This window comes from Lentzea kristufekii, from assembly GCF_033949925.1.
GTDB lineage: Bacteria > Actinomycetota > Actinomycetes > Mycobacteriales > Pseudonocardiaceae > Lentzea > Lentzea kristufekii.
The window spans coordinates 68,968-83,979 of record NZ_JAXAVV010000003.1 but is presented as its reverse complement, the minus strand read 5'-3'; the positions used below and the strand labels follow the sequence as shown (position 1 = coordinate 83,979).

Here is a 15,012-nt window from a genome sequence, read left to right as displayed (position 1 = left end):
TTCTGTGGTTCTGTCCACAGTGGAGTTCGCCGTGGTCTGGGAGGCGCAACGCCTCCCGGCCGCGCACGTCGCGCTCGACACGCGGATTCCCTCCATCACCCACACCGAGAAGTCCGAGGTGGTGAAGCGGGCCTGGGAGTCGCTGGAGGCGCGCGGTCTCGCCCGCAACGGGCGGGTCGTGCCCGAGCTCGCCGACGGGTTCGCGTTGCTGGCGAACCACCAGGTGTCGATCGACCTGTGGATCTGGGCCGACCGGCAGATCAGCGGACTCGCGGCGGCGATCGGGGACGAGGCGATCCTGGCGGTGCAGGATCGCGACGAGATGTGGTTGATCGAGGCCCGCGGCACGGCTCTCGCCGAGGCCGCGGTGTCGGTCGCCGGGGAGATGCCCGCCGGGTTCGGGCGGTCGACCAGCATGCCCTACGACGAGCTGGTGGCCGCCGCCAAGAACGTCGGCCTCGACGCGCAGGCGATGATCACCTCGCTGGAGCGGCGCGGAATGCGGCTCGGTGACGCCCAGGAGCTCGCCGGCATGCTCGACGGCATGTCCACGCGCGGTCAGTTCGGCGCGCAACGCAACGGACGGCGTGCGGATCGTGTCGTTTCCTTCCACGACACGCACAACGGGCGCTATCTCCGTCAGCTCAAGCCGAGCAGCGACGGCCGCAAGTGGTGCACCATCACGCCGGTCGACAACCATCGGCTCGCCGGGGCGATCTGGGAGCTTTTGCAGGAAGTCTGATCACGGAACCCTTGTACGTGCCCGCCCGTCGAACTCGACGGGCGGGCATCGTCGTCTCGAAAGAGCGAATCGGCGCACTGCCCGGCGCAATTCGTTCTAAAGTCGGTGAGCAGACGTTGAGGGGGTAGGGCGCGCATGGCTGCGACGAAGTTCAACACTGAAGCCATGGAACAGTGCCGAACGACCGTGAGCAGTCAGGCCGGACAATTCGGCGCGATCGGTGACGGCTTTTCCGGCCACTACGGCAATCCGGACATCTTCGGAAAACTCGGTTCTTCCGGTGCGATCTCCGCGGCGGTGTCCGCAATGGACCAGACAGGCACGCAGGAGTTCGAGGCGGCCGAAAAGGTGCTGCGCAAGGTCGAGGGTGCGCTGGACGCGATCCAGACCAGCGTCGCGGACGTCGAGGAAGCCAACAAGAACTCCTTGAAGGCGGTCTGACATGAGCGCGATGGACGAAGTCGCGGCGCTGCCCGGCGGCACCGAACTGGCCGCGCTCGCGGACAGGATCGAGACCGCACAACCCCAGGCCGTGCGCGACATCGCGAACCGCTGGAAGCAGGCCGCGGGCAAGTGCGGCGACCAGACGAACGTCCTGCAGCGGTCCGTCACTCAACTCGACGGCGCCTGGGAAGGCAAGTCCGCCGACGGTTTCGCCGCCTACATGGCCAACGCCACGAAGTGCGGCACTTCGATGGCCGAAGCGCTCAACAGCGCCGCGACCGACCTGGAGGCGGCCGCGAACGCGTTGGAAACCGCGAAGACCTCGATGAGCCGCATCTGCGAAAACCTCCTGAGCCGCGCCCGCCAAGCGCGCCAGCAACTCCACAACCAGCCACAAGAGGACGTCGACAGCCTGATCCGCAGCTACTGCGCCGAAGCCACCAGCGACGCCCAACCCGTTGTCTCCCAAGCAGAAAGCGCGGTCAACGCCGCCGCCGGCACCTTGAAGTCCCGCCCCGGCGCCTTGACCCCGAAGTTCTCGTCGCTCCCTGACCCGAACACCCAGTCCTTCACCCCGGCCCCAGGCAAGCCCATCGAGTGGGCCCCGACCCCACCGCCGGACGAGTCGACCAAGACGTCGTCCACATCGGACCCACAGCCCGCGCCCGCCACCACGTCGAACCACGGCGGTGGCGGAGGAGGTGGCGGCGCCTCAGGTGGAGGCGGTGGCGGTGGCGGAGGAGGTGAGGGCGGCGGCATGGGCGGTCTCGGCTCCAGCGGCGGCCCGCCTTCCGGCAGCCCGCCTCCCGGCAACGTCGAGGAGTGGATCCGCGAGGCCATCAAGATCCTCCAGGCCAACGGGATTCCGGTCACCGACGAGAACATCGACGAGATCTGGAAGATCATCGAGAAGGAGTCGAGCGGCAACCCGCACGCCATCAACCTCTGGGATTCCAACGCCCAGGCGGGAACGCCCTCCAAGGGCCTCATGCAGTGCATCGACTCGACGTTCAACGCGCACAAGCTGCCCGGCCACAGCGACATCTGGAATCCGGTGGACAACATCATCGCCGGCGTCCGCTACACGTTCTCCCGCTACGGCGGCTTCGAAGGACACCCTGGTCTGAAGGCGATGTCCCAGGGCGGCGGTTACCAAGGGTATTAGTGCGCTCGATCGGGTGGGCTTTGTCCGGAATCCGGCGCTTCTTCGTCAAGTATCTCGTGACGGAGATGTGCCGGATTCCGGTTATCCACACCCACACGGGTAGCGAATGTCCTGAAACACTGTTTTCTGCGCCCGCATATTGCGGAAGCGCGGGGGGTGCGACCGAAGGTATTGCCCCCAGGGGCGTTGTGAGTCGATGTGACGGGAGCTGACGCTAGGCACTGGGGTGGGGCGCTGGGCTGGTGGGAACTCGGGGTGCAGGGGTGCGGGGACGGTGGGACTTGAGGTGCTGGGATGGCGGGACTTGGGGTGGCGGGGAGCTGACGTGGGGAGTTGGAGCGCTGCGGCGGTCGGTCCTGGGGTGGTGATTCGCTCGGGCCTCGGGCCTCGGGCCTCGGGCCTCGGGCTTCGGGCCTGGGGCCTGTGAGTTGCGACGGGGACCTGGGACCTGGGGCCGGGGAGTTGGGACGGGGCCTGCAGATCTGGGGCGGGAGCTGACACCGTGGGGGCCGACGCGGGGATCCGAGGTACAGCGCGAACCTGGCAGACGTGAGGCGCGAGACGGACAGAGGTGTGGCGAGGTAGTGGGCAGTTAGCCTGACGGCATGCTGACCGTGGCTGCCCGCGCCGACGTCCCGCCCTTCCACGTCATGGACGTGCTGTCCGCCGCCGCGCAGAGGCAGCGGACGCACGGTGACGTGATCTCCCTGGCCGCCGGCCAGCCGTCGAGCCCCGCGCCGCGTCCGGTGCGAGAGGCCGCGGCGCGGGCTCTGGACGAGCACGCGCTGGGTTACACCGAGCAGCTCGGGATTCCGGAGCTGCGGCAGGCCATCGCCGGGCACTACAAGCGGCAGTACGACCTCGACGTGTCGGCGGACGACGTGGTGGTGACCACCGGGTCGTCGGGGGCCTTCACGCTCGCGTTCCTGGCAGCCTTCGACGCTGGTGATCGGGTCGCTCTGGCGCGGCCGGGGTATCCGGCTTACCGCAACATCCTCAAGGCGTTGGGGTGTGAGGTCGTCGAGTTGCCGTGCGGGCCGGAGACGCGGTTCCAGCCCACGGTCGAGATGCTCGATCCTGGGCTCAAGGGTGTGATCGTGGCCAGTCCGGCCAACCCGACCGGGACCGTCGCCGACGTCGAGCCGATCGCGGCGTGGTGTGCCGCCAACGGGGTTCAGCTGATCAGCGACGAGATCTACCACGGGATCAGCTACGGCGAGCCGCTGAAGTGTGCTTGGGAGACGTCGCGGGACGCGATCGTCGTCAACTCGTTCTCCAAGGCTTTTGCGATGACCGGGTGGCGGCTCGGGTGGATGCTGTTGCCGGAGCGGTTGCGTCGGGCCGTGGACTGCCTGACGGGCAACTTCACGCTGTGTCCGCCCGCGTTGGCGCAGTACGCGGCGGTCGAGGCCTTTCACGAGGACGCGTACGCGGAGACGGCCGAGCACCTCAAGCGGTACAAGGTGAACCGCGACCTGCTGGTCGAAGGACTCATCGACCTCGGCATCGACAAACTCGCGCCGGCCGACGGGGCGTTCTACGTGTACGCGGACGTGCGGCATCTGACCGACGACTCGATGGGGTTCTGCAAGAAGCTGCTCGACGAGACCGGGGTTGCGATCGTGCCCGGGATCGACTTCGACCCCGTGGACGGGCACCACTTCGTGCGGATGTCGTTCGCGGGCGCCACGCAGGACATCGAGGAGGCCCTGCGGCGGCTGAAGGCCTGGCTCTGACCCACAAGACACACCAGACCCAGAAGATACCCGTGCCACCCCGAGCGGAACCAAGAGCAACAAATCCGGGCGGCCGGACGTTCACGATGCGAGGAACGGGAGGTCCTATGTGGGCGATCATCGGGTGGCTCGTGGCGATCTGGATCGTGCTGGCCGTCGTCGGGGCCGTGGTGAAAGGCCTTTTCTGGCTCGCTGTGATTGGAGGACTACTCCTCGCAGGCACGGCGGCTTACGGTGCCATCAAATCCAAGCGATGACTCTGGATTAATGCGAACGCACCGCTCACCATGAGGCGGTGTTGTTAGCCAACGAGGCCCGCCTCGAGCGGTGGGAGCGAAAGGTCGAGTGGCCGATGACGGCGCTCGCCGTGGTGTTCCTCGCCGCCTACGCGTGGCAGGTCTTCGATGATCACGGGGCGATGCACTTCACCCTGGAGATCGTGTTGTGGCTGGTCTGGGCTGTGTTCGCGGCCGAGTTCGTCATGAGGCTGACCCTGGCGCAGAACAAGCTGAAGTTCTTGAGAACGCACATTTTCGATCTTGCGGCAGTGATCTTGCCGATGGTGCGGCAGCTCAGGGTGCTCCGGCTCATCACGGTCATCAAGTTGCTCAACAAGAAGTTCCAGCACAAGATCAGGCAACGCGTCAGCATTTACGTCGCGGCCGTGACGGTGATCGTCATGTTTTGTGCGAGCCTCGCGGTGCTGGATGCGGAAAGGCACGCGGAGAACGCCACCATCACCACGTTCGGCGACGCGCTGTGGTGGACGATGACCACCATGTCGACGGTCGGGTACGGCGACCGCTACCCCGTCACGGGTGAGGGGCGGCTCGTCGCCGGGTTGTTGATGGTCGGCGGCATCGCGTTGCTCGGTGTCATCACCGGCACGATCGCCAGCTGGCTCGTGGAGAAGCTGCGCGGTGTCGAGGAAGCCGAGCTCGAGACCGCGCAGGAACTCCGGAACCTACGGGCGGAGATCGCCGAACTCCGCAAGGAGCTCGGCACGCGCAGCGGCGGCTGACGTCCACAGCCGCGCGTCCCAACCCGCGGCCAGTGCACCCTCCACGTTGGACGCGCGGTCGTCGAAGAAGATCACGTCCGACGAACCGAGCACGGACGACGTGTGCTTCCAGATCGCCGCGTCCGGCTTCGCGCAGCCGAGGTCACCCGAGAAGATCAGGTGCCGGAAGTGCTTGGCCCACGGCACCTTCTCGGCCAGCCGCCCGAACGTCGAGGGCGCGTTCGACAGCAACGCCAGCGGCACCCCGAGGGACGCCAGGTCCTCGATCAGCGCGACGGTCTCCACCACCGGGTCGTCGAGCCAGCCCGCGTTGTCCATGGCGGTCAGTTCGCGGACCAGGGCCTCGTCGAGGCTCAGCCCGAGCGCGGAACCGATCCGCGCCCAGTAGTCGGAGTCCGATCCGCCGCGGTCGTAGGCGTCGCGGTCCCAGTACGCGGTCTCGAAGACCTCCAGTGTCACCCCGAGCTTCGCCGCCATGGCGGGCCGAGCCGGGTTCCGCTGGCTGATCACCTCGCCGAAGTCGAACACGATCCAGCGCATCTAGATGTCCTCTCGCAGCCGGCGAAGCACCTCGGCGACGTCGGACGAGTCCACGTCGCCGTGCGTCACGAACCGAACCTTGCCCGACATGGGACTGGCCAGAACTCCGACATCACGCAACGACAGCAGCGTCTTCTCCAGATCGGGTACCGACGCCAGCACGATGTTCGTCGAGGGCTCGTCCACCTCCCAGCCCAGCGCCCTCAACCCGGAAGCCAATCCATTGGCATTGGAATGATCGGCGGCCAGGCGGTCGATCCGGTCGAGAGCCACTAGACCCGCGGCCGCGAGCACACCGCCCTGCCGGACTCCACCACCCAGCATCTTTCGGACGCGACGGGCCTCCACGACGAACGACGCGGAGCCGGCCACGACCGATCCGACCGGCGCGCCGAGCCCCTTCGACAGACACACCTGAACGGTGTCGACCCCGGCCGTCAGCGAGGTCAGCGGCACCCCGAGAGCGACGGACGCGTTCCACAGCCGCGCGCCGTCGAGGTGCACCGCCAGCCCGATCGACCGAGCGGCGGCGACCAGGGCAGCGTGCTCGTCGACGGAGGTCACCGTGCCGCCAGAAGCGTTGTGCGTGTTCTCCACGCACAGCAACGTGGTGCGCAGCCCGTAATAAGGAGACTCACCACCACCGGCCGCGATCACGGCCTCCGGAGTCAGCACGGGCAACGCGTGCGGCATCCCGCCGGCCAGCCACGCGGCGGTGCCGAGCTCGGCGTCCAGCACGTGCGCTCCCAGCGGGGCCAGGAACCGGTCACCGCGCCGCAGGTGCAGGAACAGGGCGATCAGGTTGCCCATGGAGCCGGAGGGGACCCAGAGCGCGGCCTCGACCCCGAGCAGCCCGGCGACCCGCTCCTCCAGGGCGGCCATGGTCGGGTCGTGGTCCAGCACGTCGTCGCCGACTTCCGCCGCCGCCATCGCGCGGCGCATGGCCTCGTCGGGCTGGGTGACGGTGTCCGAGCGCAGGTCAATGGGGGTCACAGCCTCGATCACATCACATCAGGTGAACGACCGAGGGGGTGATGTAGCTCTCGCCGGTGGTTCGTGCAACCGTTGGTGCCTCAGTTTCCGTCCAGTCAGTGCAACTCGAGGAACGAGCGGAGAGCAGTCCGCGTGGATCAGCGCGACGAGCAGGAGTTCGCGGAGTACTTCGTGGCTCGCCGTGAGGCCGTGCGCCGAACGGCATACCTGCTGTGCGGCGACTGGCACCGCGCTGACGACTTCGCGCAGACGGCCTTCGTGGCGGTGCACAGGAGGTGGCGGAAGATCCGGGACAAGCAGGCCCTCGACGCCTACGTCCGACGTACCGTCGTGCGTGCGGTGATCGACGAGTCACGCCGTCCGTGGCGGCGCGAGAAGTTCACCGACGAGATGCCGGAGTCGCCGACGACGGACAACGAGATCGGTGACACCGTCGCGACGCGCGAAGCGTTGCTGAAGGGTCTGCGCAGAGTTCCGCCCAGGCAACGGGCGGTGCTCGTGCTGAGGTTCCTCGAGGGCCTCGATGTCACGGCCACGGCCGAGGCGCTGAAGTGCTCGGAAGGAACTGTGAAGAGTCAGACCGCCCGAGGGCTCGCCGCACTGCGGGAAGCTCTGGGTGACGCCATCGACGACCTGCGACCGGCGTCGTGACCAGCGAGAGGAGGACGACGTAGATGGACGAGCAGAAGCTCGCGGACCTGTTCCGCGACGCCGCACACGACGCTCCGCCGGCGTCCTTCGACGCGGGCGACGTCCGCAAGGCCTCGCGCCGCGCCACGCTGCGCCGGCGCAACTCCATCGCGGCCGGCACCACCCTGGTCGTCGTGCTCGGTTTCGGCGGGGTTTTCGCCGCCAACGGCTGGGTAAGCCAGGACACGAAAACTTCGAACAGCGCGGGTTCTGGGCAGAAGCAGGACAACGCGGCAGAATCCCCGATGACTCCACTGCAGGCGCAACCGCCCACGAACTTCTCCGGTGAAGGCAAGTCCACGCAGGGGGACGGGTCGATGCCGGGAAGCACTGGTCTTTCGGCCAGTGAAAGCACAGTGCAGGGCTGTGCAGGTGTGGACCGAGAGCTCGCCGACGCCCTCGCCGTCGAGCTTTCGGTCTCACCGGACTTCGCCGTGGCGCCCACGCAGACCTGCTCGCCCGACTCCCGCTCGGCCGCGTTCACGATCGACGGGCTGACGATCACCGCGATCGTCACGCCACAGCCGTTCGACGCCCCGTCCGGCGCGGAGAAGCTGAAGACCCCCAAGGGGCAGGACCTCTACGTGTTCACGCAGGGCGACGGCGAGCTGAAAGGCCAGGCCAAGCGGGTCGCGGACGCACTGGCCCCGAAGTTCTGATCGTTCGCCCAGTACTCTGGCTCGACTATGACGGCAGCAACTCCCAAGGGTGAGCGCAGGCGGCAGGCGCTCGTGGAGGCCGCGTCCGGCCTGTTCGCGGAGGGCGGGTTCGACGCGGTCAGGCACCGCGCGGTCGCCGAACGCGCAGGTCTGCCGCTCGCGTCGACCACGTACTACTTCGACTCGCTGGACGAGCTGATCACCGCGGCCGTCGAGCTCCACGGCCGCAGCGAGCTCGCGAGCTTCCGGCAACGGCTCTCCTCGATGCCGGAGAAGATGACCGACGACGTGCTCGTCGAGTTCATGCTCGACCTGCTCGTCGGCGAGGACGCCACCGACATCGAGGCCGTGCTGCTGCGCTACGAACGCCTCGTCGCGACCGGCCGCCGCCCGTACCTGAGGCCGTTGATGCGCACGCTGTCGACCGAGCTGCGCGAGCTGATCGCCGACGTCTTCGCCCGCTCGGGCCGTGACATCGACAGCGACCGGGTCGAGGAGCTGATCGCGCTGGTCGACGGTTCGGTGGTCAACTCGTTCATCGAGCTCAAGTCGGATCCGCGGGGCGTGGCGGCCAGGATGCTCCGTTCGGCTCTTTCGCGTCACGCGTGATGCAACCCCGCGTTCCTCCGATGCGTTCCCCTGGTTGAGGACGCGAGAGGGGTACGCATGCGCAAGGCCGACGAACAGGGCTTTCGCGAGTTCGCGGCAGCCAATGCCGCGTCTTTGCGACGTACTGCGTACCTCTTCTGTGGCGACTGGCACACAGCGGAAGACCTGATGCAGTCGAGCCTCATGAAGATGTACCTGGCGTGGAAGCGCATCAAGGACCTGGACAACCTGATCGCCTATGCCCGCAAGGTGCTGTTGCGCACCTGGCTGGACGAGAAGCGCAGGCCGTGGCGCAGAGCCGAGCAGCGTGACGGGGAACTGCCCGACGCCGCCGACGCCACCGTGGATCCGGACACGACCAGCGCCAAGCTGTGGGCACGTGAGCTGGTGCACACCGCGTTGCTGCAGGTGCCGCCGCGTCAACGGGCGGTGCTCGTGCTGCGTTATTTCGAAGACCTGTCGGTAGCCGAAGTGGCAGTGGCCATGGGGTGCACCGAGGGAACGGTCAAGAGCCAGACGGCGCGTGGTCTCGCGACGCTGCGCACCATCGTGGAGAAGCTCGACAGCAGTTCGGGGAGGGTCGCGTCGTGAGTGAGCAGGAGATCCGCGAGGGAATGCTGCTGGCCGTCTGGGACGAGCCGCCGCTCGACTTCGACCCCGACACCCTGATCAGGCGGGTAGAGCAGAAAAAAAGTCGCCGACGAGCGCTGGTCGCTGTGGGCGTGGCTACGGCGATGATCGCCGTGGCGTCGTTGTCGCTGCCCGGCCTGCTGCCGCGCGACCGGGACACCCAGCTCGGCGCCGAGACCCAGACGAGCTCGTCGCCGCCGTCCACCGAGTCGGCGGAGAAGAAGGCCCAGCGCATCGGCGACAAGCTCGTGGAGTCGCTCGGGGTCCGGATGACGAACTTCAAGGAGCTCTACGCGTCGTTCACCCCCGGCCGGAACCCGACGTACGCGGCGTCCCAGACGAAGGCGCCGGAGTGGAAGCAGGACGAGACGGACTACGCGGGCTTCCTGTACCTGACCGACGGCATCGGACCGACCGCGTTGCAGGTGAGGGTCTCCAAGAAGACGTTCTCCAAGAACGCCTTCTGCGGCGAGGCGACGACGTGCCAGGAGGTCAAGCGGGAGGACGGGTCGGTCGTCCACTCGGTCGAGCAGCTCTACGGCTCCCCCCAGGTCCAGCAGGCCGGTGTCGTGCGCGAGTTCGAGAGCGGGCTCGTCGTGGAGATCACCGCCTACGCGTACAACCCCTCGAACGGCAACGGGCAGCGCGAGACCGTCCCGGTGCGCGTGGGAGTGCTCACAGAGCTGGTCACGGAGCCCGGCATCAACTGGGAGTGAGTCCCGTGTGCACTAATCTGAGGGCGTGACGAAGCCCCGCATCGCCAACGTCCTCGCAGGTCGGTACGCCTCCACGTCGCTCGCGACGCTCTGGTCGGCCGAGCACAAGATCGTGCTGGAGCGCCAGCTGTGGCTCGCGGTCCTGCGGGCACAGGCCGCCGCGGGCATCGACGTGCCGGCCACCGCGGTCGCGGACTACGAGCGCGTGCTGGAGCAGGTCGACCTGGAGTCGATCGCGGCGCGCGAGCGGGTCACCCGCCACGACGTGAAGGCGCGCATCGAGGAGTTCAACGCGCTTGCGGGCCACGAGCAGGTCCACAAGGGAATGACCTCGCGCGACCTGACCGAGAACGTCGAGCAGCTGCAGGTGCTGCGCTCGCTGGAGCTGATCCGGTCCAAGGTCGCCGCCGTCCTCGGCCGGCTCGCGCGCCTCGCGGCCGAGCACTCCGACCTCGTCATGGCCGGCCGTTCGCACAACGTGGCCGCGCAGGCCACGACGCTGGGCAAGCGCTTCGCGACCGGTGCCGACGAGCTGCTGGTGGCGTACAGCAGGCTCGACGAGCTGATCGCGCGCTACCCGTTGCGCGGCATCAAGGGCCCGGTCGGCACGGCCCAGGACATGCTCGACCTGCTCGGCACGCCCGAGAAGCTGCAGGAGCTGGAGCAGACGGTCGCGGGCCACCTCGGCTTCGAGCGCGTGCTCACGAGCGTCGGCCAGGTCTACCCGCGCTCGCTCGACTTCGACGTCGTCTCGACGCTCGTGCAGCTCGCCGCGGCGCCGTCGTCGGTGGCGAAGACGATCCGGCTCATGGCGGGCCACGAGCTGGTCACCGAAGGCTTCAAGCCCGGTCAGGTCGGGTCCAGCGCCATGCCGCACAAGATGAACACCCGCTCGTGCGAGCGCGTGAACGGCTTCGCGGTGATCCTGCGCGGCTACCTGTCGATGGTCGGCGAGCTCGCGGGCGACCAGTGGAACGAGGGCGACGTGTCGTGCTCGGTGGTCCGCCGGGTCGCGCTGCCGGACGCGTTCTTCGCGTTCGACGGGCTGCTGGAGACGTTCCTGACGGTACTCGACGAGTTCGGCGCCTACCCGGCCGTCGTCGCCCGTGAACTGGACCGCTACCTGCCGTTCCTCGGCACCACGAAGGTGCTGATGGCGGCCGTGCGCGCGGGTGTCGGCCGCGAGACCGCGCACGAGGCCATCAAGGAGAACGCGGTGGCCGTCGCGCTGGCGATGCGCGAGCAGGGCCTGGCGCAGAACGACCTGCTGGACCGGCTCGCGGCGGACTCCCGGCTGCCGCTCGACCGCGCCGCCCTGGACGCGCTGCTGGCCGACCGCCTGTCGTTCACCGGCGTGGCGTCGGCGCAGGTCGCGTCCGTCGTGGAGCAGGTCGCCGCGGTCGTCGACAAGTACCCGGTCTACGAGCCGGAGCCGATCCTGTGATCGTGTCCGACCTGGTCGTCTACCCGGTCAAGGGCTGCGGCGGGTACTCCGTCGCAGCCTCGGCCGTGGAGCCGACGGGGTTGCGCGACGACCGGATGATGATGCTGGTCGACGACGACGGAGTGTTCCTGTCGCAGCGCAAGGTTCCGGAGATGGCCGCGCTGCGTCCGTCCCTCGTGGACTCGGTGCTGTCGATCGGTGGTGAATCGTTCCCGGTCGTCGTCGACGGGCCGCGGGTTCCCGTGGTCGTGCACGTCTGGCACGGCACCGGGATCGACCAGGGTGACGAGGCCGCCGCGTACTTCTCCGACGTGCTCGGCAGGTCCGTGCGGCTCGTGCGGACACCGCCGGACATCCACCGCGAGACGACGGGCGAGACCACCGGAGTCGTCGGATATGCCGACGGCAACGCGTTGCTGGTGCTCTCGCTGTCCTCATTGGACGGGTTGAACGAGCGCATCCTGGAACGCGGCGGGGAGCCGGTGCCGATGAACCGCTTCCGCCCCAACGTCGTCGTGTCCGGCTGGCCGGAGCCGCACACCGAGGACCGGGTGCGGCGCGCGGCGATCGGTGACGTGGAACTGGCCTACGCCAAGGACTGCGTGCGTTGCGCGGTGCCGATGGTCGACCAGGAGACCGGGCTGAAGAACGGTCCGGAGCCGATTCGTTCGCTGGCGACCTACCGCCGTGACCCCGACGGCGGCGTCACGTTCGGCATGAAGGCACAGGTCGTGCGCACCGGCACGGTCAGCGTCGGCGACAAGATCGACGTGCTGGAGTGGCGCGCCTAGGCCTTCTGCCAGCGCAGCCTGTCACCGCGCTGGGGATCCTTGCGGCACACCAGTTTCTCGCCGATCAGACCGATGCCGTTGGCGCCTTCGGGATCGCATCGCGCGCCTTCGTTGACCAGGAGCCCCTGCTGCGGGGGCTCGGTGGTCGTCGGCTGCTGCGCGGGCGGGGGCTGCTGGGCCGGTGGCGGCTTCGGCTGCGTGGTCTTCGTCGTGGTGGTGGTCGTCGCCTCGGAGGAGGAGCCCTTCACCGTGATGTCGGCGACGTCGGGGGTCGGCACGATGCTCACCGACTGGGTCGTGCTCGTGTTCAGCGAGCCGCCCGACGAGGGGGATGAGATGGGACTGGAGTCGAAGCTCCACCCGGCCACGCCCAGCACGATGAGCAGTCCCAAGCTTGCCAAAGCCGGGATCCACAGGGCCTTTCTAGGGAGCACGGGTGCACCTTAAGCTTCTTTGCCCTTGATCTGTAGAGGTGGCGGGGTGTACGTCGGTTTCAGGACAAGGCCCCGTAGGCTGACCAGCGTGCCTACGCTCGCTGACTACCAGCACGTCGCCCGCGGCAAGGTTCGCGATCTGTACGACGTGGACGACGAGCTGCTGCTGTTCGTCGCGTCGGACCGCATCTCGGCGTACGACCACATCCTGAGCTCGGAGATCCCCGACAAGGGGCGCGTGCTCACCGCGATGAGCGTCTTCTGGTTCGAGCGGCTCACCCCGAACCACCTGGTCGCGTACGACGACCCGCGCATCCCCGCCGAGGTCCGCGGCCGCGCGTTGCTGGTGCGCAAGCTGCAGATGGTCGACGTCGAGTGCGTGGCGCGCGGGTACCTGACGGGCTCCGGCATGGCCGACTACACCGCGACCGGTGCGGTGTGCGGGATCGAGCTGCCGGCCGGGCTGGTCGAGGCGTCCGAGCTGGAGCCGCCGATCTTCACGCCCGCGTCCAAGGCCGAGATCGGTGCGCACGACGAGAACGTGTCGTTCGACGTCATCGCCGAGAAGCACGGTGTCGAGCTGGCGTCGAAGCTGCGCGACCGCACGATCGAGCTGTACAGCGAGGCGCGCGCGTACGCGTTGACGCGTGGCCTGATCCTGGCGGACACGAAGTTCGAGTTCGGGCTGGACGCCTCGGGCGAGCTGATCCTCGCCGACGAGGTGTTCACGCCGGACTCGTCGCGCTACTGGCCGGCCGAGGGCTACGAGCCCGGCCGCGTGCAGCCGTCGTTCGACAAGCAGTTCGTGCGCGACTGGCTGACGTCCTCCGCGTCCGGCTGGGACCGCAAGAGCGACGTTCCGCCGCCTCCGCTGCCCTCCGACGTCGTCGAGGCGACCCGTCAGCGCTACGTCGAGGCGTACGAGCGGCTCACTGGCCGGTCCTTCGCTGACTGGCTTGCGTGAGTTAGCTCCGCTTTCACGCGGATGTCACCACGGCGTGGCGCACTCATACCGTGCACTCACAGCTCGTGGTCTCCCTGTCCGGCATCGGTCCGCAGACACTCGACCGATGCGCTGATCTCGCCGCCGCCCTTGATCCGCGGCAGGTGCCGTTGTCGCTGCTCGTAGCACCACGCGAGCTCGGCAAGGCGCAGGAATGGGTGCGGCACCGCACCTCGCTCGGCGATGCCGTCGTGCTGCACGGTCTCGGTCAACGGCGGCTACCGGCCTACGAAGCCGGGTTGTTGTTGATGGGCGCGCGTCTGCAGATGGACGCCATCGGGCTCAGCGCCGACACGTTCGCGCCACGGCGTTGCGTGGCGTCGCCCGGCACGTTGATCGCGCTGGCCAAGCACAAGTTCAACCGCTGCGCCGACGCGCACGCCGTCCGCGAGGTCGGCAGCGGGCTCGCGACCCTGGGCCGCCTGCACGCGCTGACCGAACGCACCAGCTTCGGCGAGCTGCGGTCGCTGGCGCTGGTCTACGCGGCGGCCAGGTCCGCGCGCCGCGGCGGGCTGACCCGGATCACCGTCGACGCCCGTGACCTGCACCGTCCGGGTGCGCGGCAGGCCGTGCTCGACGCCGTGGACATCGCACTCGCCCACGACGCCGCGCCGACCACCTACGTCAGACTGCCGTCTCCTCGCCTGGCGTCAGCGGCCTGACCTCGGTGCCCTCCGGCTTGAGCATCTCGAAGAGCCGGTGGGCCATCTGCGGGCTCGCGAGCGTCTTCTCGTGGATCGGCACGGCGACACGCGGCTTCACGGCGCGCATGAAGTCGACCGCCTCGCCGGTGCGCATCCACGGCGCGCCCGCGGGCAGGCCGAGCACGTCGACGTCCTCGTCCGGCACGAACAGCGAGTCGCCGGGGTGGTAGAACGCTCCGTCGCCGACCACGTAGGCGGCGTTCGGCACGATCGGGATGTCCTCGTGGATCATCGCGTGCTGCCCGCCGACGACCCGGACGGTCGTGTCGCTGATCTTGAAGGTGTCACCCGGCCTGGCGACGGTCGCGTTCTCGACGGTGGGCGCCGTGCCCTCGTCGACGATGAGCTGCGCCCGCGGGTTGGCTTTGAGCAGCGCGGGCAGCTTCTCCAGGTCGACGTGGTCGAAGTGCTGGTGCGTGATCAGCACCGCGTCCAGGTCCTCCAGGCCCTCGAAGCCGGCGGAGAACGTGCCGGGATCGATCAGGATCCGCGTCGACCCCGAGTCCAGCAGCACGCAGGCATGACCGAAATGGACAAGTTGCACAGATTCCTCCATTACCGACGTTCGGCGGGCTGACACGGTCAGGTGACGTCGGAAGTATCAAAAGGCATGAGGAAAACCCTGCAACTCCTCACGGCACTGGCTCTTGCCCTGCCGATGACGTCCATCGTCCCTGCTACCACCACCTCT

At 68.2% G+C, this 15,012-nt stretch carries 19 protein-coding genes; 15 read left to right on the top strand and 4 right to left on the bottom strand.

Going from position 1 to position 15,012, the window contains the following annotated elements:
* The first annotated feature begins 4 nt into the window (after nt 1–4).
* From SK571_RS07210 to SK571_RS07185, 6 genes are all read left to right on the top strand, one after another.
* A complete protein-coding gene (locus tag SK571_RS07210) occupies nt 5–742 on the top strand; it encodes an ESX secretion-associated protein EspG (RefSeq protein WP_319983242.1) in 738 nt (245 codons plus the stop codon).
* Between the two features lie 135 nt (nt 743–877).
* Nucleotides 878–1,183 (top strand): hypothetical protein, encoded by a 306-nt coding sequence (locus SK571_RS07205; RefSeq protein WP_319983241.1) that lies wholly within the window; start codon nt 878–880, stop codon nt 1,181–1,183.
* A gap of 1 nt (nt 1,184) precedes the next feature.
* A complete protein-coding gene (locus SK571_RS07200) occupies nt 1,185–2,351 on the top strand; it encodes a transglycosylase SLT domain-containing protein (RefSeq protein WP_319983240.1) in 1,167 nt (388 codons plus the stop codon).
* A 605-nt stretch (nt 2,352–2,956) separates the two neighbouring features.
* Nucleotides 2,957–4,087, top strand: a complete 1,131-nt coding sequence (locus tag SK571_RS07195) for a pyridoxal phosphate-dependent aminotransferase (protein WP_319983239.1) — start codon at nt 2,957–2,959, stop codon at nt 4,085–4,087.
* A 107-nt stretch (nt 4,088–4,194) separates the two neighbouring features.
* Nucleotides 4,195–4,344: a hypothetical protein gene (locus SK571_RS07190; protein WP_166049133.1), complete on the top strand. Its 150-nt coding sequence runs from the start codon at nt 4,195–4,197 to the stop codon at nt 4,342–4,344.
* 38 nt (nt 4,345–4,382) lie between these two features.
* Nucleotides 4,383–5,108, top strand: a complete 726-nt coding sequence (locus SK571_RS07185; RefSeq protein ID WP_319983238.1) for a potassium channel family protein — start codon at nt 4,383–4,385, stop codon at nt 5,106–5,108.
* Here SK571_RS07185 and SK571_RS07180 read toward each other — a convergent pair.
* The gene (locus tag SK571_RS07180) at nt 5,052–5,648 is read right to left on the bottom strand and encodes an HAD-IA family hydrolase (RefSeq protein WP_319983237.1); all 597 of its coding nucleotides are present in this window, start codon (nt 5,646–5,648) and stop codon (nt 5,052–5,054) included. The genes SK571_RS07185 and SK571_RS07180 overlap by 57 nt on opposite strands.
* Nucleotides 5,649–6,590: a threonine aldolase family protein gene (locus SK571_RS07175; protein WP_406601958.1), complete on the bottom strand. Its 942-nt coding sequence runs from the start codon at nt 6,588–6,590 to the stop codon at nt 5,649–5,651.
* 183 nt (nt 6,591–6,773) lie between these two features.
* Between SK571_RS07175 and SK571_RS07170 the strand changes: the two genes are divergently transcribed.
* The 7 genes from SK571_RS07170 to SK571_RS07140 are packed head-to-tail and all read left to right on the top strand — an operon-like array spanning nt 6,774 to nt 12,180.
* Nucleotides 6,774–7,292, top strand: coding sequence for a SigE family RNA polymerase sigma factor (locus SK571_RS07170; RefSeq protein WP_319983236.1), 519 nt, complete (start codon nt 6,774–6,776; stop codon nt 7,290–7,292).
* A 23-nt stretch (nt 7,293–7,315) separates the two neighbouring features.
* Nucleotides 7,316–7,990: a hypothetical protein gene (locus SK571_RS07165; protein ID WP_319983235.1), complete on the top strand. Its 675-nt coding sequence runs from the start codon at nt 7,316–7,318 to the stop codon at nt 7,988–7,990.
* A gap of 27 nt (nt 7,991–8,017) precedes the next feature.
* Nucleotides 8,018–8,599, top strand: a complete 582-nt coding sequence (locus SK571_RS07160; protein WP_319983234.1) for a TetR/AcrR family transcriptional regulator — start codon at nt 8,018–8,020, stop codon at nt 8,597–8,599.
* 57 nt (nt 8,600–8,656) lie between these two features.
* Nucleotides 8,657–9,190, top strand: a complete 534-nt coding sequence (locus SK571_RS07155; RefSeq protein WP_266035830.1) for a SigE family RNA polymerase sigma factor — start codon at nt 8,657–8,659, stop codon at nt 9,188–9,190.
* Nucleotides 9,187–9,945, top strand: a complete 759-nt coding sequence (locus tag SK571_RS07150) for a hypothetical protein (protein ID WP_319983233.1) — start codon at nt 9,187–9,189, stop codon at nt 9,943–9,945. The genes SK571_RS07155 and SK571_RS07150 overlap by 4 nt, the downstream gene beginning before the upstream one ends.
* A 25-nt stretch (nt 9,946–9,970) precedes the next feature.
* Nucleotides 9,971–11,389 (top strand): adenylosuccinate lyase, encoded by a 1,419-nt coding sequence (gene purB / locus SK571_RS07145; protein ID WP_319983232.1) that lies wholly within the window; start codon nt 9,971–9,973, stop codon nt 11,387–11,389.
* A gap of 2 nt (nt 11,390–11,391) precedes the next feature.
* Nucleotides 11,392–12,180: an MOSC domain-containing protein gene (locus SK571_RS07140; protein ID WP_319983231.1), complete on the top strand. Its 789-nt coding sequence runs from the start codon at nt 11,392–11,394 to the stop codon at nt 12,178–12,180.
* Here SK571_RS07140 and SK571_RS07135 read toward each other — a convergent pair.
* On the bottom strand, nt 12,177–12,614 hold the full coding sequence (locus tag SK571_RS07135) for a hypothetical protein (RefSeq protein WP_319983230.1): 438 nt from the start codon (nt 12,612–12,614) through the stop codon (nt 12,177–12,179). The two genes, SK571_RS07140 and SK571_RS07135, sit on opposite strands and share 4 nt — an antisense overlap.
* Before the next feature lie 88 nt (nt 12,615–12,702).
* Here SK571_RS07135 and SK571_RS07130 point away from each other — a divergent pair, with 88 nt between their 5' ends.
* Entirely contained in the window at nt 12,703–13,578 is an 876-nt protein-coding gene (locus SK571_RS07130; RefSeq protein ID WP_319983229.1) for a phosphoribosylaminoimidazolesuccinocarboxamide synthase, read from the top strand.
* 50 nt (nt 13,579–13,628) lie between these two features.
* Entirely contained in the window at nt 13,629–14,279 is a 651-nt protein-coding gene (locus SK571_RS07125) for a DUF2334 domain-containing protein (protein WP_319983228.1), read from the top strand.
* On the opposite strand, the gene SK571_RS07120 is transcribed toward SK571_RS07125, so the two are convergent.
* Nucleotides 14,242–14,865: an MBL fold metallo-hydrolase gene (locus SK571_RS07120; protein ID WP_319983227.1), complete on the bottom strand. Its 624-nt coding sequence runs from the start codon at nt 14,863–14,865 to the stop codon at nt 14,242–14,244. The two genes, SK571_RS07125 and SK571_RS07120, sit on opposite strands and share 38 nt — an antisense overlap.
* Nucleotides 14,866–15,012: the final 147 nt, after the last annotated feature.